Consider the following 22033-nt stretch of genomic DNA (forward strand, 5'->3'; position numbering starts at 1 on the left):
AGCATCGCTGATCAGTCGCCGAGTGATCAGAGTATGCCCAAGCGTTCGTCCCCTGCCTCTTCGCCGGCCAGATTCCTGCTTTCCGCGCTCGTGATGCTTGCCCTCGGCGGCTGCCAGACCACGAGTCTGGAGGACATCACCGGCGCGCTCGGTGGCAAGTCGGAAACCGCTGGCAGGGCCGATCCGAAGCCGGACATGGACGCGCTTCGCGAGCGTTATCGCGCCAAGCCTTCCGATCCCAACGTCGCGCTCGACTATGGCACGGCGCTGCGCGAGACCGGCCAGCGCGCCCAGGCCGTTGCGGTGATGGAGCAGGCCGTGCTCGCCCATCCCAGCAACAAGGCGCTGCTCGCCGGCTACGGCCGCGCGCTCGCCGACAGCGGCAATTTCCAGCAGGCGTTCGATGTGCTCAGCCGCGCACATACGCCCGAGGATCCGGACTGGCGCATCCTCTCGGCGCAAGGCGCGGCGCTCGATCAGCTCGGCCGCAACGAAGAGGCGCAGCAATATTATGCGGCGGCGCTGAAGATCGTGCCTGAGGAGCCGCAGGTTCTGTCCAATCTCGGCCTGTCCTACATGCTGCAGAACAATCTGCCGCGGGCCGAGGAAACGCTGCGCCGCGCCTATGAGCGCAATCGCGCCGATTCCCGCGTGCGCGCCAATCTGGCGCTCGTCGTGGGACTGCAGGGAAAGCAGGCCGAGGCCGAGACCATCGTGAAGGCCGACCTGCCGCCGGATCAGGCCGCGGCAAAGGTCACGGCGCTGCGGCAGTTGCTGGCGAAGAAGCAGCAGCGGGCGGAGAAATAGCCCCGCCCTCGTCTGGATTCGTTTTCTTACGCGTTTTCCTGGCGCGAACCGGTATCCACTTCGTTCGAAAACGATCTCGCCCTTACGACACCTTGCGATGCGGGGCTGACCCGCGACCCGCCCTGCCCTTGAGCCTTTTCAGGAGCGGTCCGAGCAGCGAGCGCTTCGGCTTCTTCACCTCGCCACGCCCGGCGAGGCGGTTCGCCATGTTCTGGAACAGAATGGTGGTGCGGTGGTTCTTGGAGACCTCCGCGATCATCTGGCCGTTATTGGCCGCGGTCGAGAACAGTTTCGAGTCGAACGGGATCGCCGCGATCGGCTGGCTCTCCATGGTCTTGGCGAAGGCCTTGACGTCGATCTCCGCGCGCTTGTGCATGCCGACCTGGTTGATGCAGTACAGCGGCGGCCGGTCGTTCGGCCGTGCCGCCTTGAGCACGCTCAGCATGTTCCTGGTGTTGCGCAGATTGGCCAGATCGGGCTCGGCCACGATCACGATGTCGTCGGCATTGACGAGCGCGCGGCGCGTCCAGCCCGACCATTGGTGGGGAACGTCGAGCACGATGCAGGGCGTGGTCATGCGCAGCGTATCGAAGATCGCATCAAAAGCTTCGGCGCCGAAATCGTAAACGCGGTCGAGCGTCGCGGGCGCCGCGAGGAGACTGAGGCGCTCGGTGCATTTGGCGAGCAGACGCTCCATCAGCGCCGTGTCGGGCCGGTCCTGCGAGAGCACCGCGTTGGCGATGCCCTGTACCGGGTCCTGGTTGTAGTCGAGGCCGGCGGTGCCGAAGGCGAGGTCGAGATCGATCACGACGGAATCGAGCGCGAGGTCGCGCGCGATGGTCCAGGCCACGTTGTGCGCGACCGTGGACGCACCGACGCCGCCCTTGGCGCCGACCACCGCGATGACGCGGCCGGTGATGATGGCTTCCGACGCCGAGAACAGGCTGCAGATCGAGCGGACGACGTCGAGGGTTTCGACCGGTCCCACCACGTAGTCGTTGACGCCGCGGCGGACCAGCTCGCGATAGGGTGCGGTGTCGTTGGGGTTGCCGATCACGACCACGCGGGTGCCGGGATCGCAGACGCCGGCGAGATCGTCGAGGCCCTCGAGGATATCGCGTGTGCCGTCGGATTCGATCACGATGACGTTCGGTGTCGGCATCGTGTCATAGACTTCGATGGCTGCGGCAAGGCCGCCGCCCTTGGCGGTGAGATGCGCTTTGGCGAGACGGCGATCCTGCCCGGCCGCGGTGATCGCGGCGAGCGTCTGCTCGGTCTCGCAAAAGGCCTGCACCGAGATGCGAGGAACCGGCGCAATGTGGTCCTCGGGGTGCCGCGGGTCGTCCGCTTCTTCGTCGTCGTGAAGACTTGTCATTTGCCGGTGTCGCTGAGTTTGGCCTTTTCGGCCTCGGGATACATGGTCGTGGTCGGCGTGCCCTTGCGGTAGCGCTCGAAGGCGATCTCGCGCCGTGCGGTGTAGGCGGGCGTCTCCGCCCGCGGCTGCTCGAGGTCGGCGGGGTTGTCGATCATGGCCGCGAGATTGCGCTGGCTGGCGCAGCCCAGATTGAAGTACGGCCGGTTCTCGTTGTAGCCGGGGTCGAGGATGTTCGGACCGACGTCTTCCGGCCACAGCCCGCAGGGGCCGGCGACCGCGGCGATCTTCGAATAGCTCAGGCGGATGGTCGGCAGCAGGCCGGGATCCTCGGGGCGATAGGGGTGCTGGACGATGGCGCGCGACGGCACGCCGCCGGATGCGAGCACCGACCGGATTTCGTGATAGGTCGCCGCCGCGGCGCGCGAATTCGCAGCGTCGCTCGGCACGTCGACGACGACGGAACCGGTGCCTTCGCGCACCCAGTCCCTGGCAATGCCCGCGACGTCCGCGTGCTGCGCGGCGGAGAGGCCGCCGCGCGCCTTGCCGACGAAGATCACGATCGACTTCTTGGCTTCCTGCACCGCGATCGGGTGGCGCTGGCGATAGTCGGTCGGCACCGTCTGGGTGACGATATCCCCGGTGGTGTTGCAGGCGCCGAGCATGACGGAAAGCCCCGTCAGCGCGAGCGCGATCCGCAGGTTGCGACGTCGATCGGCAATCGTCTTCGTCATCGCTTTGTCCCCTCTTGCCCCGTTTCTTGTCCCGGTCCCCAAACCGTCCGCCTCAGTCGATGATGAAGCCGAAATCGCCGCGGCTGCCTTCGATCGGATCGACGCTGCGCGCGATGCCATAGAGGCGGTTCATGCGGCCGAGCAGCGCCGTCTGCGCGTCCGAGGCCGGCGCAAAGCCGTCGTCGGGCCGCGACAATTCCTTCTGGGCGACCGCGCGCACCACATAGGGCGTCACGATCACCATCAGCTCGGTCTCGTTGTTGACGAAGTCCTGGCTGCGGAACAGCGCGCCGATGATCGGCACCTGGTCGACGCCGGGCAGGCCGTTGATGGCCTGCTTGGTCTTCTGCTGGATCAGGCCGGCCATCGCCATCGAGCCCCCGGAGGGAATTTCCAGCGTGGTCTCGGCGCGGCGGGTCTGGACCGAGGGGATGGTGATCGAGTTGTTCGAGATCGAGGACACCGCCTGCGTCAGCGTGATCGCGTTCGTGTTCGACAGCTCCGAGACCTCGGTCATCACGCGCAGGCTGATGCGGCCTTCGCTGAGCACGAGCGGGGTGAAATTCAGCGAGATGCCGAACTTCTTGTAGGTGACCTGGGTGGTACAGACGTGGGTGACCGGATCGCAGGAATAGCCTGCGGGGATCGGGAATTCGCCGCCGGCGATGAAGGTGGCGGATTCGCCCGAGATCGCGGTCAGGCTCGGTTCGGCCAGCGTGCGCATGACGCCGGCGCTTTCCATCGCGCGCATCGTGGCGCTGACGGTGGCGACACCCTTGGCGAGGCCGGCCACGCCGAGCCCGTTGCTGCCGACGATCGGTCCGCCGCTGACCGAGAACGGGTTGGAATTGTTGAAGTTCACGACCGCAGTGCCGGCATTCAGGCTGGCGCTGAGGTCGACGCCGAGCTGCTTGACGATGTCGCGGCGGACTTCGCCGACCACGACCTTGAGCATCACCTGGTCGCGGCCGCGCACGACGATGTTGTTGACGACCTTGTCCGCGCCGCCAACGAGTTTTGCGGCGACGTCGCCGGCCTGCTGGGCCTCGATCGGGCTCGACACCGAGCCGGTCAGCATCACGCTGTCGCCGACGCCTTCGATCTGCACGCCCGGCAGCGACTGGCGCAGCGCCGTGCGCATGCCGTTGAGGTCGCGCTTCACCGCGATGTCGTAGGAGGCAACCTGCTGGCCGTCGGCGGTGAAGAACACGACGTTGGTCTGGCCGACCTGGCCGCCGATGATATAGGCGCGCTGGGACGAGCGGATCACTGCATTGGCGATCTTGGGATCGGCCACCAGCACATCCTTGACCTCGCGCGGCAGGTCGATGACGACGGACTTGCCGACGCCGAGCGACAGCGAGCGCGTGCGCGCAGGCGCGATGGTCGAAACCGGCGACACGCCGAGATCCGGCGCCTGCATCGGTGCCTGGTCGCCGACCGGCGCATCCGCCGCGCTGACGAAGTCGGGGGCTGCGATCAGCCCCAGCATCAGCACCGCCCCCGTCCAGAACGAGCGCGCGCGCTTCCCCCGAAGGCGCAGGCCCGTCCGATCATCCCCGTAGTTCATGGTGTCCCCATCATCACTTCTGTGACGTCAGTTGCCGTGCCTGCACCCCGTAGCGGATCACGTTCACGCCGCCGGGCCGCTTGGCCGCCAGGTCTTCGATCGAAATCTCCGACGCGTTGGCATCGGCGATGCTTCGCAACGCGAGCGTCAGCGTGCCGCCCTGGCGCGAGGCCGACAGCGTCGCGACCTGGTCCGGCTTGAGCTCGAGCGTGACGGTCTTGCCGAGCACGGCGTTCTGGCCGTCTTTTTCTTTCGGAGCCTGGTCGATCGCGAGCACACGGATGTTGCTCAGGATGACCTCCGACAGGATCAGGTCGTTGCCGCCGGTCGCGCCGTTGGCGCCATCGGGGTTCTTCAGGCGCCGCGTCAGGACGATGTCGACGCGGTCGTTCGGCAGGATGAAGCCGCCGGCGCCGGTCTCGGCTGAAATCTCGGTGGAGACGGCCCGCATGCCGGAGGGCAGGATCGCGGCCATGAAGCCCGAGCCCTCGGCCCTCACCAGCTTCTGCTCGCGGATCGGCTCGCCCTGCATCAACGGCACGCGCGCGATCGAGCCTGCGATCTGGGTCTGGGCGTCGGGCCTGCTGTCGCGGCGGATGAAGGCGCTGCTCGCGGTAGCCGCCGGCCAGGACTGCCATTGCAGATCCTCGGGCTTGACGGCCTGGCCGAGCTGGATGTCGTTCTTCGCGATCAGCACCTCGACCGTCGGCAGCTTCTCGGCGACGGGAAGGGCGGGCGCGGGCTTGTTGTCAAAGCCGCTCGCCAGATACGCAGCGACGCCGCCGGCGCCCAGCGCGATGACGAGAACGACAATGCGTGCGGTGTTCATACGCTTCTACTCTTACGCGGGGCACTCGAACCGCACGTGGCGGGTTCCCCTGCGTCGATGAGTAGGGAGTAAAAGTATAAGGGGTGTTGCGAGGCCGAGTGTGATGGCCCGTGACGATGCGCGTTCTGGGCAGATGGTGAACGTCGCGTTATCCGCTCGGCCAATGGCCCCGTAGATTCACGCAGGGCGGGACGTTCGTTCGAACGATGCGCGCGGTGTCATGGTGAATGGGTGGTTAGTGGTGCGCGTTCGCAGTCACGGCGATACCGCAGCACACTGCGCTGATACCAATGATCCGTCATCCTGAGGTGCGAGGCTTGCGATGCAGCGCATCGCAAGGTGAGCCTCGAAGGATGTGCGGCCGCGATGCAGCCGGGCCGTCGCCCTTCGAGGGCCGCTGAAGAAGCGGCCACCTCAGGCGACAATGGCTTCGCCATTGCGCGGGGGTGACGGTGATGAATTGCGTAGCCCGGATGGAGCGAAGCGCAATCCGAGGTCGTGCAGCGCGCGTGTGATCCCGGATTTCGTTGCGCTTCATCCGGGCTACAGGCCGGCGCTACTTCGCCCGCTTCTGCTCGATCGTGTCCCAGACCTTCGCCGCGACATCAGGGCCGCCGAGCCGCGCGATGGCGCGGATGCCCGTCGGCGATGTCACGTTGATCTCGGTGAGGTTGCCGTTGATGACGTCAATGCCGACGAACAGCAGGCCGCGTTCGCGCAGCGCCGGGCCGACGGTGGCGCAGATCTCGCGCTCGCGTGGCGTGAGCTCGGTCTCCTGCGCGGCGCCGCCACGCACCATGTTGGAGCGGAGGTCGTCGGCTGCCGGCACGCGGTTCACCGCGCCGGCGAATTCGCCGTTGACGAGGATGATGCGCTTGTCGCCGTGCTTCACCTCGGGGATGAACTGCTGGATCACCCAGGGCTCCTTGAACGTCACCGAGAACATGTCGAACAGCGAGCCGAAATTCATGTCCTGCGGCATCACGCGGAACACCGCCGCGCCGCCATGGCCGTGCAGCGGCTTCATCACGACGGCGCCGTGCTTGTCGCGGAACGCGTTGATCTCGTCGAGGTCGCGCGAGATCAGCGTCGGCGGCATCAGCTGCGGGAAGTTCATCACGAACAGTTTTTCCGGCGCATTGCGCACCGAGGCGGGGTCGTTGACGACCAGCGTCTTCGGATGGATGCGCTCCAGGAAATGCGTCGAGGTGATGTAGGCGAGGTCGAACGGCGGATCCTGGCGCAGCAGCACGACATCGAAGCCGTTGAGCGCCTCGCGCCTGGGCTCGCCGAGGGTGAAATGATCGCCGGGCTCGTCGCGCACGGTCAGGAGCTGCACCGGCGCGACCAGTTCCTCGCCGACCATCGAGAGCTTGTCGGGCGTGTAATAGGACAGGCCGTGGCCGCGCTTCTGCGCCTCCAGGAGCAGTGCAAAGGTGGAATCGCCCTTGATGTTGATACGGGCGATGGGGTCCATCTGGACGGCGACGTTCAGTTTCATGGTCTGCCTTTCAGGTCGAGGCGTCGAATGCCGCCAACACATGGCGCGGAAGTGAGCGCGGCGCAATCAGCATGGCGTCGAATCGCAGCTCGAATTCGGCATGCTCGGGATGCGCCACGAGCCAGCCTTGCGCGGCGTCGATGATGCGCTGCTGCTGGCGCGCCGTCACGGCGAAGGCGGCGTCATCCAGCGTCGCGCGGGCCTTGACCTCGACGAAGGCGATCAGGTTGCGGCGGCGCGCCACGATGTCGATCTCGCCATGGGGGGTGCGGTAGCGCCTGGCGAGGATGCGGTAGCCCTTGGCCATGAGATAGGCGGCGGCGCGGCTCTCCGCGGAGATGCCGGTGCGGAACGCGGCGACCCGCTCGGGCGAGGCGACTTTCGGTTCCGCGCCCTCAGTCTTCGCCATCGCCGTCCCTCAGGTCCCTCGCGAGCTCGAGCGCGCGGGCATAGACCTCGCGGCGCGGCCGGCCCGAGAGCGCGACAGCATGCGCGACGGCATCCTTGACGCTGTGCGCGGCGAGCTGCTCGCGCAGGAGACCGTCGAGCGCATCCGGCGTCAGCAGCTCCGCGTCCGCCGCAGGCGGCGCGATCACCAGCACGAATTCGCCGCGCGTCTCCAGCGTGTCCGCCCCGCGTGCCAGCTCCTGCAGCGGCGCGCGCGAAATCTCCTCGTGCAGTTTCGTCAATTCGCGGCAGATCGCGGCTTCACGCGTCCCCATGATCTCGGCAAGCTCGGCGAGCGTGTCCTGGACGCGGTTGCCGGAATCGAACATCACCAGCGTCGCATCGATGCGGGCGAGCTCCGCCAGGCGCGACTTTCGCGCGGCGGATTTCGCCGGCAGAAAGCCCTCGAAGAAGAAGCGGTCGGTCGGCAATGCGGCGACCGACAGCGCGGCCAGCACCGAGGACGGTCCGGGCAGCGCGTAGACCGCATGACCGGCTGCGCAGACCTCGCGTACCAGCTTGAAACCGGGGTCGGAGATCAGCGGCGTGCCGGCATCCGACACCAGCGCGACCGAGCCGCCCTGCCCCAGCGCCTCCAGGATCCTCGGACGCGCCGCTTCCGCGTTGTGCTCGTGATATTGCTTGAGCTGCGCCGTGATGGCGTAGCGCTCGGTCAGGCGCCGCGTGATGCGGGTGTCCTCGCAGGCAATGACGTCGACGCCGGCCAGCGTCTGAAGCGCGCGCAGCGTGATGTCGCCGAGATTGCCGATGGGGGTCGCGACCAGATGGAGGCCCGGCGCCGCCTTCGGCGCCGTCAGCCGATGGGCGTCGATGGAGAAACCGCGCGAGGCGGGATCCGTCGTCTCAGGTGTATTTATCGGGCTCGGCTTTGCGCGCATAATGAATCGAACTTAGGCATGATCCCGGGGGCTGGGAACCGGTCCTCGGAAAAAGATCGCGCCAGGTCAGGGGTGAGGAGGGACTGGAATGTGATCCATCCGGCATCACATTCCAGAGGGAATGATGCGTCAGCGCCATATTCGCGGCGGAAACGCCGCCTTGATGCGGGTGACGGATGGTGGACAGCTAGCCAGGGCTCGAGGTGCGGCCGCGTTAAGTGGTCATTATCCTTTTGTTTTAGTTAACTATTTGCCGACAATATGCCTGAATCCGCGGCTTGTGTCGTGGGAAGAATGTTGTGACCGGCCGGCCGACGGCCGGTCAGAAGAGAAGTTGTGATGCTGGGCCCGCGCGATCCGAAATCTTCCGTTCAGGGCTCCCGACTATCGGGGGCGACCCGGCGGAGCGCACTCGGCCTGTTGCTCGGCGCCCCCTTGCTGTCGGCCTGCGCCGGCGTGCAGCAGAGTCTCAGCCAGTTCTCCAACCCGTTCAGCAGTTCCTCCCCGGCCCCGGCGCAGCCGGCCGGACCGCCGCAACAGGCCACCACCGCCGGCAGCGGCGGGGTGAAGGTTGGCGTGATCCTGCCGCTCTCGGCCGCCGGCAATGCCGGCCTTGCCGCGCAATCGATGCGCAACGCCGCCGAGATGGCGCTGGCCGAGTTCCAGAATCCCAACATCCAGCTCCTCATCAAGGACGACAATGGCAGCCCGCAAGGCGCGCAGGCGGGTGCGCAGCAGGCAGTCGACGAAGGCGCCGAGATCATTTTGGGCCCGCTGTTCGCGCAATCGGTGCCGGCGGTGGCGCAGGTCGCGCGTGCGCGCGGCATCTCGGTGATCGCGTTCTCGACCGATTCCAGCATCGCCGGCCGCGGCGTCTTTCTGCTGAGCTTCCTGCCGGAGTCCGACGTCAATCGCATCGTCGAATATTCCGCCGGCATCGGAAAACGCTCCGTCGCCGTGCTGGTGCCCGACAATGCCTATGGCAATGTCGTCGAGGCCGCGGTGAAGGCGGCGGTGCCGCGACGCGGCGGCCGCATCGTCGCCTTCGAGAAATACGGCGCCGATCGTGCGACGCCGGCACGCACCGTGGCGCAGCAGCTCGGCAGCGCGGATGCGCTGTTCATCGCCGATGACGGCGATGCCGTCGTCGCGGTGGCCGATGCGATGACGGCCGCGGGCGCGAATTTGCGCAACATCCAGCTGCTCGGCACCGGCTTGTGGGACAATCCGCGCGTCTATGCCAATGCGAACTTGCAAGGCGGTCTCTACGCCGCGCCGGACCCGGCTGGCTTCCGCGCCTTCTCCGGCCGCTACCGCACCAAATACGGCGCCGAGCCGATCCGCACCGCGACGCTCGCCTATGACGCGGTCGCCCTCGTCGCCGCGCTCGCGCGCACGCAGGGCCCGACGCGCTTCTCGCCGGACGTGCTCACCAACCCTTCCGGCTTCGCCGGCATCGACGGCCTGTTCCGCTTCCGCGCCGATGGCACCAACGAGCGCGGGCTCGCCGTGATGAAGGTGACGACGGGCGGTGGCGTGGCGGTCGCGGGCTCGCCGAAGAGTTTTGGGGCGTAGTGGTTTCGTAGCCCGGATGGAGCGCAGCGAAATCCGGGTTCTGTCCGAGCGGCGAGACCGTCCCGGATTACGCTTCGCTCCATCCGGGCTACAAGATCATCGTAGGGTGGGCAAAGGCGCGCTTCGCGCCGTGCCCACCATCTCTCCATGCATCGTATGGAAATGGTGGGCACGCTTCCGCTTTGCCCACCCTACAGCAGCTCGCTACGCGGCGAGATCCGCGACCACCGCATCCAGCACCGGGAATCCGCTGCTGGTCACGCGCAGGCGCCCCGTCGCATCGACGATGATCGCGCCTTCCTCGCGCAGCAACGCGATGCGCTTGGGGTCGAGCGGGCGGCCCGACAGCTTGCTGTAGCGCTCGGGGTCGATGCCCTCGGCGAGGCGGAGCCCCATCAGCAGGAATTCGTCGGCGCGCTCCTCGCTGTTGAGGAGATCGTCGGTGACGTTGCCGTGGCCGTTGGTCTCGACGCGCATCAGCCAGGCTTCGGGGCGCTTCTCGGTGGCGGTGGCGTGCCTGATCCCGTCGATGTCGAGGCGGCCATGGGCACCGGGGCCGATGCCGGCATATTCCTCGCCGCGCCAGTACACCAGATTGTGCCGGCACTCGGCGCCCCGCCGCGCGTGATTTGAAATCTCGTAAGCGGGCAGGCCGAGCTTGTCGCAGGTCTCCTGCGTGACGTCGTAGAGCGCGCGCGCGACGGCTTCGTCCGGCGTCTTCAGCTTGCCGGCCTGGTGCAGGCCGAAGAACGGCGTGCCTTCCTCGATCGTCAATTGATAGAGCGACAGATGCTCGGCGGCTTCATCGATCGCGAGGCGCAGCTCGTCGGCCCACATCGCCGGTGTCTGGTCGGGGCGGGCGTAGATCAGGTCGAACGAATAACGGTCGAACGAACGGCGCGCGATGGCGACGGCGTCGAGCGCTTCGCGGGCGCTGTGCATCCGGCCCAGCGCTTTCAGCGAGGCATCGTCGAGTGCCTGGACGCCGAGCGAGACGCGGTTGACGCCGGCGGCGCGATAACCGGCAAAGCGCGTGGCTTCGACGCTAGTCGGGTTTGCTTCGAGCGTGACCTCGACATCGCTTGCGACATGCCAGTGCTTGCCGATCGCATCGAGCACCGCGCCGACGGTTGCGGGCTGCATCAACGACGGCGTGCCGCCGCCGAGGAAGATCGAGGTGACTTCACGCCCGGGCGCACGCTGTGCAGTCGTTTCGATTTCACGCGCGAAAGCTGAAGCGAAGCGCGTCTCGTCGATCGCGGCATGGCGGACGTGGCTGTTGAAGTCGCAATAGGGGCACTTCGACAGGCAGAACGGCCAGTGCACATAGACGCCGAAAGCTTGCTTAGCGCGGCTCAAGGCAGATCTCCGCCAGTTTCACGAAGGCGCGGGCGCGATGCGACAGGCCGAGGCCGAGCGGCGGCAGGCCGTGCTTCTCGATGCTGGTCATCTCGCCGAACGTGCGATCGTGGCCGTTGGGCAGGAACATCGGATCATAACCGAAGCCGGCGGTCCCGCGCGGCGGCCAGACCAGGGTGCCGTCGACGCGCGCCTCGACCTCTTCGAGATGATCGTCGGGCCAGGCGACGCAGAGCGCGGAGACGAAATGCGCGGCGCGCTTGTCGGGCGTGGTGGCGCCGCGCTCCTGCAACAGGCGCTCGATCTGCGCCATCGCGGCAGCGAAATCTTTTGACGGTCCGGCCCAGCGCGCGCTGTAGATGCCGGGCGCGCCGTCGAGTGCGTCGACCACGATGCCGGAATCGTCGGCGAAGGAGGGAAGCTTGGTCGCCTGCGCCGCCGCGATCGCCTTGATCGCGGCATTGCTGCGGAAATCGTTGCCGGTTTCGTCGGGCTCGGGCAGGCCGAGCTCACCGGCCGACACCGCCTCGATGCCCTGAGGCGCGAGCAGCTCCTTCATCTCGGCGAGCTTGCCGGGATTGTGGGTCGCGATGACGAGCTTTCCGGTGATTCGGCGGTGCATGGGCCTATTGACTACGCCACGGCCAGTTTCTGCAAGTCCACGAGCCGCGCGATGCCCTTCTGGGCCAGCGCCATCAGCGCGAGGAACTCGTCCTGTGTGAACGGTTCACGTTCCGCGGTGCCCTGCACCTCGATGATGCGGCCGTCGCCGGTCAGGACGAAATTGGCGTCGGTCTGGGCTTCCGAATCCTCGGCATAGTCGAGGTCGAGCACGGGCGTGCCGTTGTAGATGCCGCAGGAGATCGCGGCGACGTTGTCGCGCAGCACCTTGGCCTTGATCATGTTGCGCGCCTTCATCCAGTTGATGCAATCGGCGAGCGCGACCCAGGCACCGGTGATCGAGGCCGTGCGCGTGCCGCCGTCGGCCTGGAGCACGTCGCAATCGACCGTGATCTGGCGCTCACCGAGCGCTTCGAGATCGACGATGGTGCGAAGCGAGCGGCCGATCAGGCGCTGAATCTCGACGGTGCGGCCGCTTTGCTTGCCGGCGGAGGCCTCGCGGCGGGTGCGTTCGGAGGTCGCGCGCGGCAGCATGCCGTACTCGGCGGTGACCCAGCCGCGGCCCTGGCCCTTCAGCCACGGCGGCAGGCGGTCTTCCAGCGTGGCGGTGACCAGCACATGGGTGTCGCCGAATTTCACCAGGCAGGAGCCTTCCGCATATTTGACCACGCCGCGCTCCAGCGTCACGGGGCGCAATTCGTCGGGCGCACGGCGGCTTGGCCGCATGGGAAATCCTCCAAAACTCTCGGAAAAGGGCTATTCGCGGTGCTTGTAGGTGGGGTGAGGGTGGGCGGCAAGGCTTTTTCACCCCGGGTTTTCCACCCCGCAAAGGCCACGCTTGTCAGAACCCTCCGGGATGGACAAATTATAAGCGTCTGAGAGGAGTTACCGTCCGTGGCCCATCACGATCCGATCCATCTGATCGCGCCGCGCGCAGGCCTCGCCCAGCTCAACGAGCGTTCCCGCGACATCTTTCGTCAAATTGTCGAAAGCTATCTCGCGACCGGCGAGCCGGTCGGCTCGCGCAATATTTCGCGGCTGATCGCGATGCCGCTGTCGCCGGCCTCGGTTCGAAATGTCATGGCCGACCTGGAACAGCTCGGCCTGATCTATGCGCCCCACACCTCCGCCGGCCGCTTGCCGACGGAACTCGGCCTGCGCTTCTTCGTCGATGCCCTGATGCAGGTCGGCGACCTCAATGACGCCGAGCGGCAGTCGATCCAGAGCCAGCTCACCTCCGTTGGTCAGGCGCAGTCGGTCGAGGCGGCGCTGGACCAGGCGCTGACGCGGCTGTCCGGTCTCACCCGCGCCGCAGCGGTCGTGCTGACCCCGAAATCCAATGCGCGGCTGAAACACATCGAATTCGTCCGGCTGGAACCCGAGAAGGCGCTGGTGATCCTGGTCGGCGAGGACGGTCAGGTCGAAAACCGCGTGCTGTCGCTGCCGCCGGGAGTTCCCTCCTCGGCGCTCACGGAAGCCGGTAATTTCCTCAATGCGCGGATCCGTGGCCGCACGCTGGCAGAGGCGCGGCTCGAGCTCGAAACCGCGCTCGGCGAAGCCCGTGCCGAGCTCGACCAGCTGACGCAAAAGGTGATTTCGGCCGGCATTGCGAGCTGGTCCGGCGGCGAGAACGAGGACCGCCAGCTCATCGTTCGCGGCCACGCCAATCTGCTCGAGGATCTGCACGCGCTGGAGGATCTGGAGCGTGTTCGCCTGCTGTTCGACGATCTCGAGACCAAGCGTGGCGTGATCGACCTTCTGGGGCGCGCCGAGACCGCCGAGGGCGTGCGGATCTTCATCGGCTCGGAGAACAAACTGTTTTCCTTGTCAGGCTCCTCCACCATCATCTCGCCCTATCGGGATGCCGCCGGCCACATCGTCGGCGTTTTGGGTGTGATCGGGCCGACGCGGCTGAATTATGCCCGCGTGATCCCGACCGTGGACTACGCCGCGCGCATCGTCAGTCGCCTCCTGGGGGGCTGACCGGCGTTTCCTCCGATCACGGGCGCTTGATTTTCGTCAGCTTAGGCACGATATCCGGGCCAACAATCCCTTGAGACGAGTTCGAGAAGAGAGCCGATGACCGATCGAGACCGGCAGCCCGACGACACGACCCCGCCGACCGACGAGCCCGTGGTGTCAAAACCCTACATCATGCCCGACGATCCGGAGCCCGGCTCGGTCGAGCTGTTGCAGAAAGAAGTCGCCGAGGCGCGTGACCGCATGCTGCGGACGCTGGCCGAGATGGAAAATCTGCGCAAGCGCACCACCAAGGAAGTCGCCGACGCCCGGCTCTACGGCATCACCGGCTTTGCCCGCGACGTGCTCGACATCGCCGACAATCTCCAGCGTGCGCTCGATGCCGTTCCGGCCGAGGCCCGTGCCGCGGCCGATCCCGGCCTAACCTCGCTGATCGAGGGCGTCGAGCTTACCGAGCGCTCGCTGCTCAACGCGCTGGAAAAGCACGGCGTGAAGAAGTTCGACCCGCAGGGCCAGAAGTTCGACCCGAACTTCCAGCAGGCGATGTACGAGGTGCCGGATGCGTCGGTGCCTGCGGGCACCGTCGTGCAGGTCATGCAGGCCGGCTACACCATCGGCGAGCGCGTGCTGCGCCCGGCGCTGGTCGGTGTCGCCAAGGGCGGCACCAAGGCTGCGCCGGCGGCCAACAGCAACGAAGTGAACTGAGCGGCGAACTAAGCCCTGGCGTCCCAGGCCCTGGCGTCGTAAGCCTTGGCGTCATTCCGGGTCGATGCCTTGCATCGACCCGGAACGACCGATTGCTATCTCAGGCGCTCACCGCGATATCCGTGGACTGAATCCGCTTCACGCCGGCCTTGGCCATGTCGGCCCAGGCTTTTGCCAGCGAACCCTGCGTGTCGATGCCGCGGCAGGCGTCCTCCACCACATAGACCTCGAAGCCCGCCTTGCGCGCATCGAGTGCGGTCCAGGCGACGCAGAAGTCTGTCGCGAGGCCGGCGACGAAGACGCGCTTGATCTTGCGGCCCTTCAGGTAGCCGGCGAGGCCGGTCGAGGTCTTGCCGTCGGCTTCCAGGAAGGCCGAATAGCTGTCGACGTCCTTGTGAAAACCCTTGCGGATGATGAGCTCGGCATGCGGGATCGCGAGATCCTTCGACAGCGCGGCGCCATCGGTGCCCTGCACGCAATGGTCGGGCCACAGCACCTGCTTGCCGTAGGGAAGGTCGACGGTCTCGAACGGCTTCTTGCCGGAGTGCACCGACGCAAACGAAATGTGGCCTGGTGTGTGCCAGTCCTGGGTCATCACCACGTTCGCAAACGCTTTCGCCATCTTGTTGATGACGGGAACGACCTGCTCGCCTTCCTTCACGGCGAGGCTGCCGCCGGGCAGGAAGCAGTTTTGCACGTCGATCACGAGCAGCGCGGAGGCATCGTCCGGCTTGATCGATGCGGCCGCAAGGAGCGCGGTTGGAGCAAGGGCTACGAGAGCGCTTGTCCCAAGCGCCGCGAGGATTTGTCGTCGATCAAACATCGTTCGCCTCCCTCCGGGATGATCCAACGGAAGCGAAGCCTAGTTCCGTTCGTATACGAACAGAAGCCCGAAAATGCAGCCGGTTCTGTCCAGCGCTTGGGCTAACCCTTGGGCTGGATGCCGTCGCGCACGGCGCGGAAGCGGGTGAAGGCGGCCGACCACTGGTCGCGCGGGGCGCTGGCGATGATGCGCAGCGAGGCGCCGCCGCTCGAGAAGCGGATCCACTGCACCACGGTCACGGGCGTCTTGTCCTTGCCGCTGACGCCATCGATCCGGGTCTCGAAACCCTGCTGGCCGTTGATGCGGATCGGCTCGGACATGGTGACGCGCGACTCGCGCACGCCGGGGATCTGGAGCGCCGCCTCCTGGGCGAAACGGGCGCGGTCGTCGGCCTGCTGCGGGGTGGCGCCGATCAGGCCGAGGATCATGAACGGCTTCGACTCATAGCCCGTGGCCTCGTTGCCGTCGGCCAGGATGATGCTGGAGCCCGGCGCCAGGGTGCGGATGTCCTTGAAGTCGGCGAGATCGGTGATCTTGAACGGCATCAGCGCGATCTGCTCTTCGGCCGAGACCTGCTTGCGGGTGACGGCGCTCGCAAACATCTGCCGCACCGCTTCGTCGGTGTAGATCTTGGTCGCGTTCTCCGGGATCTGCACCGCGACATAGCCGGAGAAGCCGGCGCCCGGCACGATCATCGAGTAGCGCTTCACCGGCGTCTCGCCGGCCTTGCCGCTTTCCGTGGTGAAATAGGCAAGACCCGCGGGGGTCTCGATCTTGTCCTGCTTGACGCCGGCGGTGCCGCCGGGATTGGAATTGAAGGCGCTCACGACCTCGCCATAGGCCGCCGGCGGCAGCTCGGTGATCAGCACCTTGACGCTGCCGTCCTCGCTCTCGAAGCCCGGAAACGTCTTGGCCGTGCTGAGGCCAACCAGCGGCACCATGCCGAGACGCAGGCCGGGCGGGAAAACGGCATCGGCCGCGAGGGCCGGAAGCGCTGTGGCGACGAGGACGGCGAGCGCGGCGAGGGGGCGGATGAGCTGCATGGGCACTCTGATTGGTTCACATTGAGGCCGTTCGATGGTCGGCCATTGGGCCGCTTTGTCGCGCGAAGCCGCCTCGATGGCGGCGGTCCGGCCGCCCGCCTTTTAACGGGTTTGGCCCGCCGGTAACAGGGCGGGGCAGATCACGGCGGGGGGGCCGGCTGACGCCTGAACCTGTTAATAATTCATCACCTGCAAGGGCGGTTGAGCCCGGATATGATCTTCCAAAACCCAATGTTTTCACGGCCGAAACTTGCGTTCGGTCCTTGCGGGCCCCTCCCCCCCTCCTATATGAGCGTCAACCATCGCAATATCGCGGATGTTTGATCTTAGGGGGTTTGGATCGGGTGCCTCTTGGGCCCAGCCAACCTGCCGCAAAAACAAGGATATCAGGACCATGGGAAAGGTCATTGGGATCGACCTCGGCACCACGAATTCGTGCGTCGCCGTGATGGATGGCAAGAACGCCAAAGTCATCGAGAATTCCGAAGGCATGCGCACGACGCCTTCGATCGTCGCCGTGACGGACGACGGTGAGCGCCTCGTCGGCCAGCCTGCCAAGCGCCAGGCCGTTACCAATCCCGAGCGTACGTTCTTCGCAGTGAAGCGCCTCATCGGCCGCCGCTACGACGACCCGATGGTCGAGAAGGACAAGAAGCTCGTTCCGTACAAGATCGTGAAGGCTTCCAACGGCGACGCCTGGGTCGAGGCCGACGGCCAGACCTACTCGCCCTCGCAGGTGTCTGCGTTCATCCTGCAGAAGATGAAGGAGACCGCGGAGGCCCATCTCGGCCAGAAGGTCGACCAGGCCGTCATCACCGTTCCCGCTTACTTCAACGACGCCCAGCGCCAGGCGACCAAGGACGCCGGCAAGATCGCGGGCCTTGAAGTGCTGCGCATCATCAACGAGCCGACCGCGGCCGCGCTCGCCTATGGTCTGGACAAGACCAAGACCGGCACGATCGCCGTGTACGATCTCGGCGGCGGCACGTTCGATATCTCCATTCTCGAAATCGGCGACGGCGTGTTCGAGGTGAAGTCGACCAACGGCGACACCTTCCTCGGCGGCGAAGACTTCGACATGCGCCTCGTGGGTTATCTGGCCGACGAGTTCCAGAAGGAGCAGGGCATCAACCTGCGCAACGACAAGCTCGCGTTGCAGCGCCTGAAGGAAGCCGCTGAAAAGGCCAAGATCGAGCTGTCGTCGACGACGCAGACCGAGATCAACCTGCCCTTCATCACCGCGGACCAGACCGGCCCGAAGCATCTGACGATGAAGCTCACCCGCGCCAAGTTCGAGGCGCTGGTCGACGACCTCGTCCAGAAGACGGTCGAGCCCTGCCGCAAGGCGCTGAAGGACGCCGGCGTGACCGCCGGTGAGATCGGCGAAGTCGTTCTGGTCGGCGGCATGTCGCGCATGCCGAAGGTCCAGGAAGTCGTGAAGCAGCTGTTCGGCAAGGAGCCGCACAAGGGCGTCAACCCGGACGAAGTCGTGGCGATCGGTGCCGCGATCCAGGCCGGCGTGCTCCAGGGCGACGTCAAGGACGTGCTGCTGCTCGACGTGACCCCGCTGTCGCTGGGCATCGAGACGCTGGGCGGCGTATTCACCCGCATCATCGACCGCAACACCACGATCCCGACCAAGAAGAGCCAGGTGTTCTCGACTGCCGAGGACAACCAGAACGCGGTCACGATCCGCGTCTTCCAGGGCGAGCGTGAAATGGCCGCCGACAACAAGATGCTCGGCCAGTTCGACCTGATGGGCATTCCGCCGGCCCCGCGCGGCATGCCGCAGATCGAGGTGACGTTCGACATCGACGCCAACGGCATCGTCAACGTCTCGGCCAAGGACAAGGCCACGGCCAAGGAGCAGCAGATCCGCATCCAGGCCTCCGGCGGCCTGTCGGAAGCCGACATCGAGAAGATGGTCAAGGACGCCGAGGCCAATGCCGAGGCGGACAAGAAGCGCCGCGAGGCCGTCACCGCCAAGAACGAGGCGGATGGCCTGGTGCACTCCACCGAGAAGGCCCTGGCCGAGCACGGTTCGAAGGTCGCAGAGACCGAGCGCCGCGCCATCGAGGATGCCGTCAGCGACCTCAAGGAAGCGCTGAAGGGCGACGACGCCGAGGCGATCAAGGCCAAGACCCAGACGCTGGCCCAGGCTTCGATGAAGCTCGGCGAGGCCATGTACAAGCAGCAGGCCGAGGCCGACGCCAAGAAGGATGCGGCCAAGGACGACGTGGTCGACGCGGAATTCACCGAAGTCGACGACGACAAGAACAACAAGAAGTCCGCTTAAGCCCCAAGAGGGTGTGATGCGGACGGCTTGGACCCCACACGCACAATCGGCCTCCCCCCTCAGGGGGGAGGCTTTCGTGTCGGGGCGGACGGGGCACCTTCCCGTTACGATCGATCAATTCCCAGCCGTTATTCTCAACTCTGCCGTGCAGCCCTCTTCTGCAAATCGGAAGGCTGCCTATATCGTCGCGTGGCGACGTTGTTTCGCTCCGACTTGAATCGCGATTGGATAGACCGGGTCCGACATGTCCACCAAGCGCTGCTACTACGAAACGCTCGAAGTCGAACGCACTGCCGACGATTCCGTCCTGAAATCGTCCTTCCGCAAGCTTGCGATGAAATTCCATCCGGACCGCAATCCCGGGGACGACACCAGCGAAGTCAAGTTCAAGGAAATCAACGAGGCCTACGAGGTCCTCAAGGACAAGGACAAGCGCGCGGCCTATGACCGCTTCGGCCATGCGGCCTTCGAGCAGGGCGGCCCCGGCGGCGGCGCCGGTTTCGGTGCGGGCTTCGCCTCCTCCTTCTCCGACATCTTCGAAGACCTGTTCGGCATGGCCGGGCAGCGCGGTCGCGGCGGCCGCGAGCGCGGCGCCGACCTGCGCTACAACATGGAAATCACGCTCGAGGAAGCCTTTGGCGGCAAGACCGCGCAGATCGAGATTCCGGTCTCGGTCACCTGCGAGGCCTGCTCGGGCATCGGCGCCAAGGCCGGCACCAAGCCGAAGACCTGCTCGAGCTGCGGCGGCGCCGGCCGGGTGCGGCAGTCGCAGGGCTTCTTCACGCTGGAGCGCACCTGTCCGAGCTGCCAGGGCCGCGGCCAGATGATCGAGGATGCCTGCCCGTCCTGCTCCGGCCAGGGCCGGGTCACCCGCGAGCGGACGCTGTCGGTCAACATTCCCCCGGGGGTCGAGGACGGCACCCGGATCAGGCTCGCCGGCGAGGGCGAGGCCGGGGTTCGCGGCGGCCCGCCCGGCGACCTCTACATCTTCCTGTCGCTGGCCCAGCACCAGCTCTTCCAGCGCGACGGCGCCGATTTGCACTGCCGGGTGCCGATCTCGATGGTGACGGCCGCCCTCGGCGGCGAATTCGAGGTGCCGACCATCGACAGCGGCAAAACCAAGGTGAAGGTGCCGGCCGGAACCCAGTCGGGCCGCCGATTCCGCATTGCATCAAAAGGCATGCCGGTGCTGCGCTCGCGCCAGATGGGCGACATGTATGTCCAGGTCGCCGTCGAGACTCCGCAGAATCTCACCAAGAAGCAGCAGGAATTGCTGGCGGAATTCGAGAAGCTCTCTTCCGGCAATACCCAGCCTGAATCCGTCGGCTTCTTCGCCAAGGTCAAGGATCTCTTCAGCAATCGGGCGACCTGACTCGTCTTGACCGTACCGCCTTCGGCCTATACCTGTTTATGACCATTTTCTGACACGCCGCGGTCCTGCGGTCCCGTCCGGTCCAGACATGCCATTGCCATCGTCCGCGCGTGCGTTGAAGAAGCCTCGTCTCGATGACGAGGTGCGTTTTCTCAGGTCGTGGATCGAAAAGCCGCTGCACATGGGTGCAGTGATGCCTTCGGGCAAGCTGCTCGCCCGGACCATGGCGCATTACGTCGACGTCAACTCGGACGCACCCGTGGTCGAGCTCGGGCCCGGCACCGGCGCTATCACCTCGGCCCTGGTCGAGCGCGGCGTTGACCAGAAGCGCCTCGTCCTCGTCGAATACAATCCCGGCTTCTGCGCCTTGCTGCGCGACCGCTATCCGCAAGCCAAGGTGGTGCAGGGCGATGCCTATCGCCTGCGCGATACGCTCTGGAACGTGCTCAGCGCGCCGGCCTCTGCCGTCGTCTCCGGTCTGCCGCTCGTGACAAAACCGATGCTGACGCGGCTCCGGCTGGTCCGCGACGCCTTCGCGGCGCTGACCCCGGGCGCGCCCTTCGTGCAGTTCACCTATGCGGTGGTGCCGCCGATCCCGAAATCGCTGCCCGGCGTGTCCACAGAGGCCTCGGAACGGATCTGGATGAACCTTCCGCCGGCTCGCGTCTGGGTGTATCGCAAGGACTAATTCCGCCGGCATTCCCCTTTGCGCGGCGGGCTCGTTTCGCCGAACGCATGGAAGCGGATGTCCGCACCCAAAATCCTGATCATTCCCGGCTCGCTGCGCACCGGCTCGCACAATGCGAAGCTGGCGGCCGTCGCCGCCTATGAATTCGCCCAGGCCGGCGTCGACGTCACCCGCGTCTCGCTCGCCGATTTTCCGCTGCCGATCTACGACGGCGATCTCCAGGCCAAGTCGGGCGTGCCCAAGCACGCGATCAATCTCAAGCGCATGATCGGCGCGCATCATGGCGTGCTGTTCGTTTCGCCCGAATACAACGCCTCGGTGCCGCCGCTGCTCAAGAACGCGATCGACTGGGTCAGCCGCGTACATGAGCTGCACGAGACGCGCGGCGACGTGTTTCGCAACCGCGCCTTCGCGCTCGCCGGCGCCTCGCAGAGCCGGCTCGGTGCGGCCCGTGCGCTCCAGGCGCTGCGGCTGATCCTGACCTCCTGCCACGCCAATGTGATTGCCAGCCAGCTCACGCTCGCCTTTGCCGACCAGGCCTATGACGATATGGACAGGCTGAAGAACGAGGGCGACATCGCCGCGTTGAAGGAGCTGGTGCGGCAATTGATCGACATTTCCCAACGCATGATGTGAGGTGACATGACGCCAGCCGAGATCGCCCCGAAGGATCGCCTGATCGTAGCGCTCGACCTGCCCAGCGTTGACGCCGCGGAGGCGATGATCGCAAGGCTCGGCGACAGCGTCACCTTCTACAAGATCGGCTACCAGCTCGCTTATGCCGGCGGCCTGCCGCTGATCGGCAAGCTCGCTGACAAGGGCAAGAAGGTGTTCGCCGATCTCAAGATGCACGACATCGGCAACACCGTCACGCGTGGTGTGGAGAGCGTGGCCAGGCTGGGTGCAACCTTCGTCACCGTGCACGCCTATCCGCAGACCATGAAGGGCGCGGTCGAAGGCCGCGGCAGCGCGAGCCTGAAGATTCTCGCCGTCACGGTGCTGACGTCCTACAACGACGACGACCTGCACGCGGCCGGCTATCGGCTCAGCGTCTCCGAGCTGGTCGAAGCGCGCGCGCAGCAGGCACAGGTGCTCGGCGTCGACGGGCTGGTGTCCTCGCCAGAGGAGGTCGGCGCCTTGCGCAAGATCGTCGGCCACCAGATGAGCCTCGTCACGCCCGGCATCCGGCCGGCGGGTTCTGCGACTGGCGACCAGAAACGCATCATGACGCCGGGCCGCGCAATTGCCGCGGGCGCCGATTATCTCGTCGTCGGGCGGCCGGTGGTGGAAGCCGCCGACTCCAAGGCGCTCGCGGAAGCCATCCAGGCCGAGATCGCGCAGGCGCTCGGCGCATGATTCGGAAAAAGCGCGCAGCGGTTTTCCGGTCGGATCATGCTTAGATAGAGACCAGC

Annotated in this window: 21 protein-coding genes; 9 read left to right on the forward strand and 12 right to left on the reverse strand. The window is 66.2% G+C overall.

Going from position 1 to position 22033, the window contains the following annotated elements:
• Positions 1 to 33 precede the first annotated feature (33 nt).
• Positions 34 to 807 carry a tetratricopeptide repeat protein gene (locus tag BJ6T_RS03060; protein WP_014490819.1) on the forward strand — a complete coding sequence of 258 codons (774 nt, stop codon included), beginning with the start codon at positions 34 to 36 and terminating at the stop codon, positions 805 to 807.
• Positions 808 to 889: 82 nt separating this feature from the next.
• Here the strand turns inward: BJ6T_RS03060 and BJ6T_RS03065 are convergent, their stop codons facing one another.
• From BJ6T_RS03065 to rsmI, 7 genes are all read right to left on the reverse strand, one after another.
• Complete coding sequence (locus BJ6T_RS03065; protein ID WP_014490820.1) at positions 890 to 2182, reverse strand: CpaE/TadZ family protein; 1293 nt, start codon at positions 2180 to 2182, stop codon at positions 890 to 892.
• Positions 2179 to 2913, reverse strand: a complete 735-nt coding sequence (locus tag BJ6T_RS03070) for a CpaD family pilus assembly protein (protein WP_014490821.1) — start codon at positions 2911 to 2913, stop codon at positions 2179 to 2181. The genes BJ6T_RS03065 and BJ6T_RS03070 overlap by 4 nt, the downstream gene beginning before the upstream one ends.
• Positions 2914 to 2965: 52 nt before the next feature.
• Positions 2966 to 4483, reverse strand: coding sequence for a type II and III secretion system protein family protein (locus tag BJ6T_RS03075; RefSeq protein WP_014490822.1), 1518 nt, complete (start codon positions 4481 to 4483; stop codon positions 2966 to 2968).
• Between the two features lie 13 nt (positions 4484 to 4496).
• Positions 4497 to 5312 (reverse strand): Flp pilus assembly protein CpaB, encoded by an 816-nt coding sequence (gene cpaB / locus BJ6T_RS03080; RefSeq protein WP_014490823.1) that lies wholly within the window; start codon positions 5310 to 5312, stop codon positions 4497 to 4499.
• Positions 5313 to 5868: 556 nt separating this feature from the next.
• Positions 5869 to 6813, reverse strand: a complete 945-nt coding sequence (gene gshB / locus BJ6T_RS03085; protein ID WP_014490824.1) for a glutathione synthase — start codon at positions 6811 to 6813, stop codon at positions 5869 to 5871.
• Between the two features lie 10 nt (positions 6814 to 6823).
• The gene (locus tag BJ6T_RS03090; RefSeq protein ID WP_014490825.1) at positions 6824 to 7222 is read right to left on the reverse strand and encodes a YraN family protein; all 399 of its coding nucleotides are present in this window, start codon (positions 7220 to 7222) and stop codon (positions 6824 to 6826) included.
• The gene (rsmI, locus tag BJ6T_RS03095) at positions 7209 to 8159 is read right to left on the reverse strand and encodes a 16S rRNA (cytidine(1402)-2'-O)-methyltransferase (protein ID WP_014490826.1); all 951 of its coding nucleotides are present in this window, start codon (positions 8157 to 8159) and stop codon (positions 7209 to 7211) included. Before rsmI ends, BJ6T_RS03090 begins: the two co-directional genes overlap by 14 nt.
• A 339-nt stretch (positions 8160 to 8498) precedes the next feature.
• Between rsmI and BJ6T_RS03100 the strand changes: the two genes are divergently transcribed.
• Positions 8499 to 9734: a penicillin-binding protein activator gene (locus BJ6T_RS03100; protein ID WP_014490827.1), complete on the forward strand. Its 1236-nt coding sequence runs from the start codon at positions 8499 to 8501 to the stop codon at positions 9732 to 9734.
• 204 nt (positions 9735 to 9938) lie between these two features.
• Here BJ6T_RS03100 and hemW read toward each other — a convergent pair whose 3' ends face one another.
• The 3 genes from hemW to rph are packed head-to-tail and all read right to left on the reverse strand — an operon-like array spanning position 9939 to position 12440.
• Positions 9939 to 11093: a radical SAM family heme chaperone HemW gene (gene hemW / locus BJ6T_RS03105; RefSeq protein WP_014490828.1), complete on the reverse strand. Its 1155-nt coding sequence runs from the start codon at positions 11091 to 11093 to the stop codon at positions 9939 to 9941.
• Positions 11080 to 11715, reverse strand: a complete 636-nt coding sequence (gene rdgB / locus BJ6T_RS03110) for an RdgB/HAM1 family non-canonical purine NTP pyrophosphatase (RefSeq protein WP_014490829.1) — start codon at positions 11713 to 11715, stop codon at positions 11080 to 11082. The genes hemW and rdgB overlap by 14 nt, the downstream gene beginning before the upstream one ends.
• Before the next feature lie 11 nt (positions 11716 to 11726).
• Complete coding sequence (gene rph, locus BJ6T_RS03115; RefSeq protein WP_014490830.1) at positions 11727 to 12440, reverse strand: ribonuclease PH; 714 nt, start codon at positions 12438 to 12440, stop codon at positions 11727 to 11729.
• Between the two features lie 168 nt (positions 12441 to 12608).
• Between rph and hrcA the strand changes: the two genes are divergently transcribed.
• Complete coding sequence (gene hrcA / locus BJ6T_RS03120) at positions 12609 to 13697, forward strand: heat-inducible transcriptional repressor HrcA (protein ID WP_014490831.1); 1089 nt, start codon at positions 12609 to 12611, stop codon at positions 13695 to 13697.
• Between the two features lie 96 nt (positions 13698 to 13793).
• Positions 13794 to 14399 (forward strand): nucleotide exchange factor GrpE, encoded by a 606-nt coding sequence (grpE, locus tag BJ6T_RS03125; protein ID WP_014490832.1) that lies wholly within the window; start codon positions 13794 to 13796, stop codon positions 14397 to 14399.
• Positions 14400 to 14499: 100 nt separating this feature from the next.
• Here the strand turns inward: grpE and pncA are convergent, their stop codons facing one another.
• Entirely contained in the window at positions 14500 to 15222 is a 723-nt protein-coding gene (gene pncA / locus BJ6T_RS03130) for a bifunctional nicotinamidase/pyrazinamidase (protein ID WP_014490833.1), read from the reverse strand.
• Between the two features lie 101 nt (positions 15223 to 15323).
• Positions 15324 to 16265 (reverse strand): hypothetical protein, encoded by a 942-nt coding sequence (locus BJ6T_RS03135; RefSeq protein WP_014490834.1) that lies wholly within the window; start codon positions 16263 to 16265, stop codon positions 15324 to 15326.
• Positions 16266 to 16659: 394 nt separating this feature from the next.
• Between BJ6T_RS03135 and dnaK the strand changes: the two genes are divergently transcribed.
• The 5 genes from dnaK to pyrF all read left to right on the forward strand — a co-directional run bounded on the left by dnaK (position 16660) and on the right by pyrF (position 21977).
• A complete protein-coding gene (gene dnaK, locus BJ6T_RS03140; protein WP_014490835.1) occupies positions 16660 to 18561 on the forward strand; it encodes a molecular chaperone DnaK in 1902 nt (633 codons plus the stop codon).
• Positions 18562 to 18805: 244 nt separating this feature from the next.
• Entirely contained in the window at positions 18806 to 19933 is a 1128-nt protein-coding gene (gene dnaJ, locus BJ6T_RS03145; RefSeq protein WP_014490836.1) for a molecular chaperone DnaJ, read from the forward strand.
• Positions 19934 to 20021: 88 nt separating this feature from the next.
• Positions 20022 to 20621 (forward strand): class I SAM-dependent methyltransferase, encoded by a 600-nt coding sequence (locus BJ6T_RS03150; protein WP_028148799.1) that lies wholly within the window; start codon positions 20022 to 20024, stop codon positions 20619 to 20621.
• Positions 20622 to 20678: 57 nt separating this feature from the next.
• A complete protein-coding gene (locus BJ6T_RS03155; RefSeq protein ID WP_014490838.1) occupies positions 20679 to 21257 on the forward strand; it encodes an NADPH-dependent FMN reductase in 579 nt (192 codons plus the stop codon).
• 6 nt (positions 21258 to 21263) lie between these two features.
• Entirely contained in the window at positions 21264 to 21977 is a 714-nt protein-coding gene (pyrF, locus tag BJ6T_RS03160) for an orotidine-5'-phosphate decarboxylase (protein WP_014490839.1), read from the forward strand.
• The last annotated feature ends 56 nt before the right edge of the window (positions 21978 to 22033 follow it).

It is taken from the genome of Bradyrhizobium japonicum USDA 6, assembly GCF_000284375.1.
GTDB classification, from domain to species: domain Bacteria; phylum Pseudomonadota; class Alphaproteobacteria; order Rhizobiales; family Xanthobacteraceae; genus Bradyrhizobium; species Bradyrhizobium japonicum.

Bases quoted from the DNA above. Each gene is read 5' to 3' on its own strand.
- BJ6T_RS03060 (WP_014490819.1), top strand. From the start codon at position 34: ATGCCCAAGCGTTCGTCCCCTGCCTCTTCGCCGGCCAGATTCCTGCTT.
- BJ6T_RS03065 (WP_014490820.1), bottom strand. From the start codon at position 2,182: ATGACAAGTCTTCACGACGACGAAGAAGCGGACGACCCGCGGCACCCC.
- BJ6T_RS03070 (WP_014490821.1), bottom strand. From the start codon at position 2,913: ATGACGAAGACGATTGCCGATCGACGTCGCAACCTGCGGATCGCGCTC.
- BJ6T_RS03075 (WP_014490822.1), bottom strand. From the start codon at position 4,483: ATGAACTACGGGGATGATCGGACGGGCCTGCGCCTTCGGGGGAAGCGC.
- cpaB (WP_014490823.1), bottom strand. From the start codon at position 5,312: ATGAACACCGCACGCATTGTCGTTCTCGTCATCGCGCTGGGCGCCGGC.
- gshB (WP_014490824.1), bottom strand. From the start codon at position 6,813: ATGAAACTGAACGTCGCCGTCCAGATGGACCCCATCGCCCGTATCAAC.
- BJ6T_RS03090 (WP_014490825.1), bottom strand. From the start codon at position 7,222: ATGGCGAAGACTGAGGGCGCGGAACCGAAAGTCGCCTCGCCCGAGCGG.
- rsmI (WP_014490826.1), bottom strand. From the start codon at position 8,159: ATGCGCGCAAAGCCGAGCCCGATAAATACACCTGAGACGACGGATCCC.
- BJ6T_RS03100 (WP_014490827.1), top strand. From the start codon at position 8,499: ATGCTGGGCCCGCGCGATCCGAAATCTTCCGTTCAGGGCTCCCGACTA.
- rdgB (WP_014490829.1), bottom strand. From the start codon at position 11,715: ATGCACCGCCGAATCACCGGAAAGCTCGTCATCGCGACCCACAATCCC.
- rph (WP_014490830.1), bottom strand. From the start codon at position 12,440: ATGCGGCCAAGCCGCCGTGCGCCCGACGAATTGCGCCCCGTGACGCTG.
- grpE (WP_014490832.1), top strand. From the start codon at position 13,794: ATGACCGATCGAGACCGGCAGCCCGACGACACGACCCCGCCGACCGAC.
- pncA (WP_014490833.1), bottom strand. From the start codon at position 15,222: ATGTTTGATCGACGACAAATCCTCGCGGCGCTTGGGACAAGCGCTCTC.
- BJ6T_RS03135 (WP_014490834.1), bottom strand. From the start codon at position 16,265: ATGCAGCTCATCCGCCCCCTCGCCGCGCTCGCCGTCCTCGTCGCCACA.
- dnaK (WP_014490835.1), top strand. From the start codon at position 16,660: ATGGGAAAGGTCATTGGGATCGACCTCGGCACCACGAATTCGTGCGTC.
- dnaJ (WP_014490836.1), top strand. From the start codon at position 18,806: ATGTCCACCAAGCGCTGCTACTACGAAACGCTCGAAGTCGAACGCACT.
- BJ6T_RS03150 (WP_028148799.1), top strand. From the start codon at position 20,022: ATGCCATTGCCATCGTCCGCGCGTGCGTTGAAGAAGCCTCGTCTCGAT.
- BJ6T_RS03155 (WP_014490838.1), top strand. From the start codon at position 20,679: ATGTCCGCACCCAAAATCCTGATCATTCCCGGCTCGCTGCGCACCGGC.
- pyrF (WP_014490839.1), top strand. From the start codon at position 21,264: ATGACGCCAGCCGAGATCGCCCCGAAGGATCGCCTGATCGTAGCGCTC.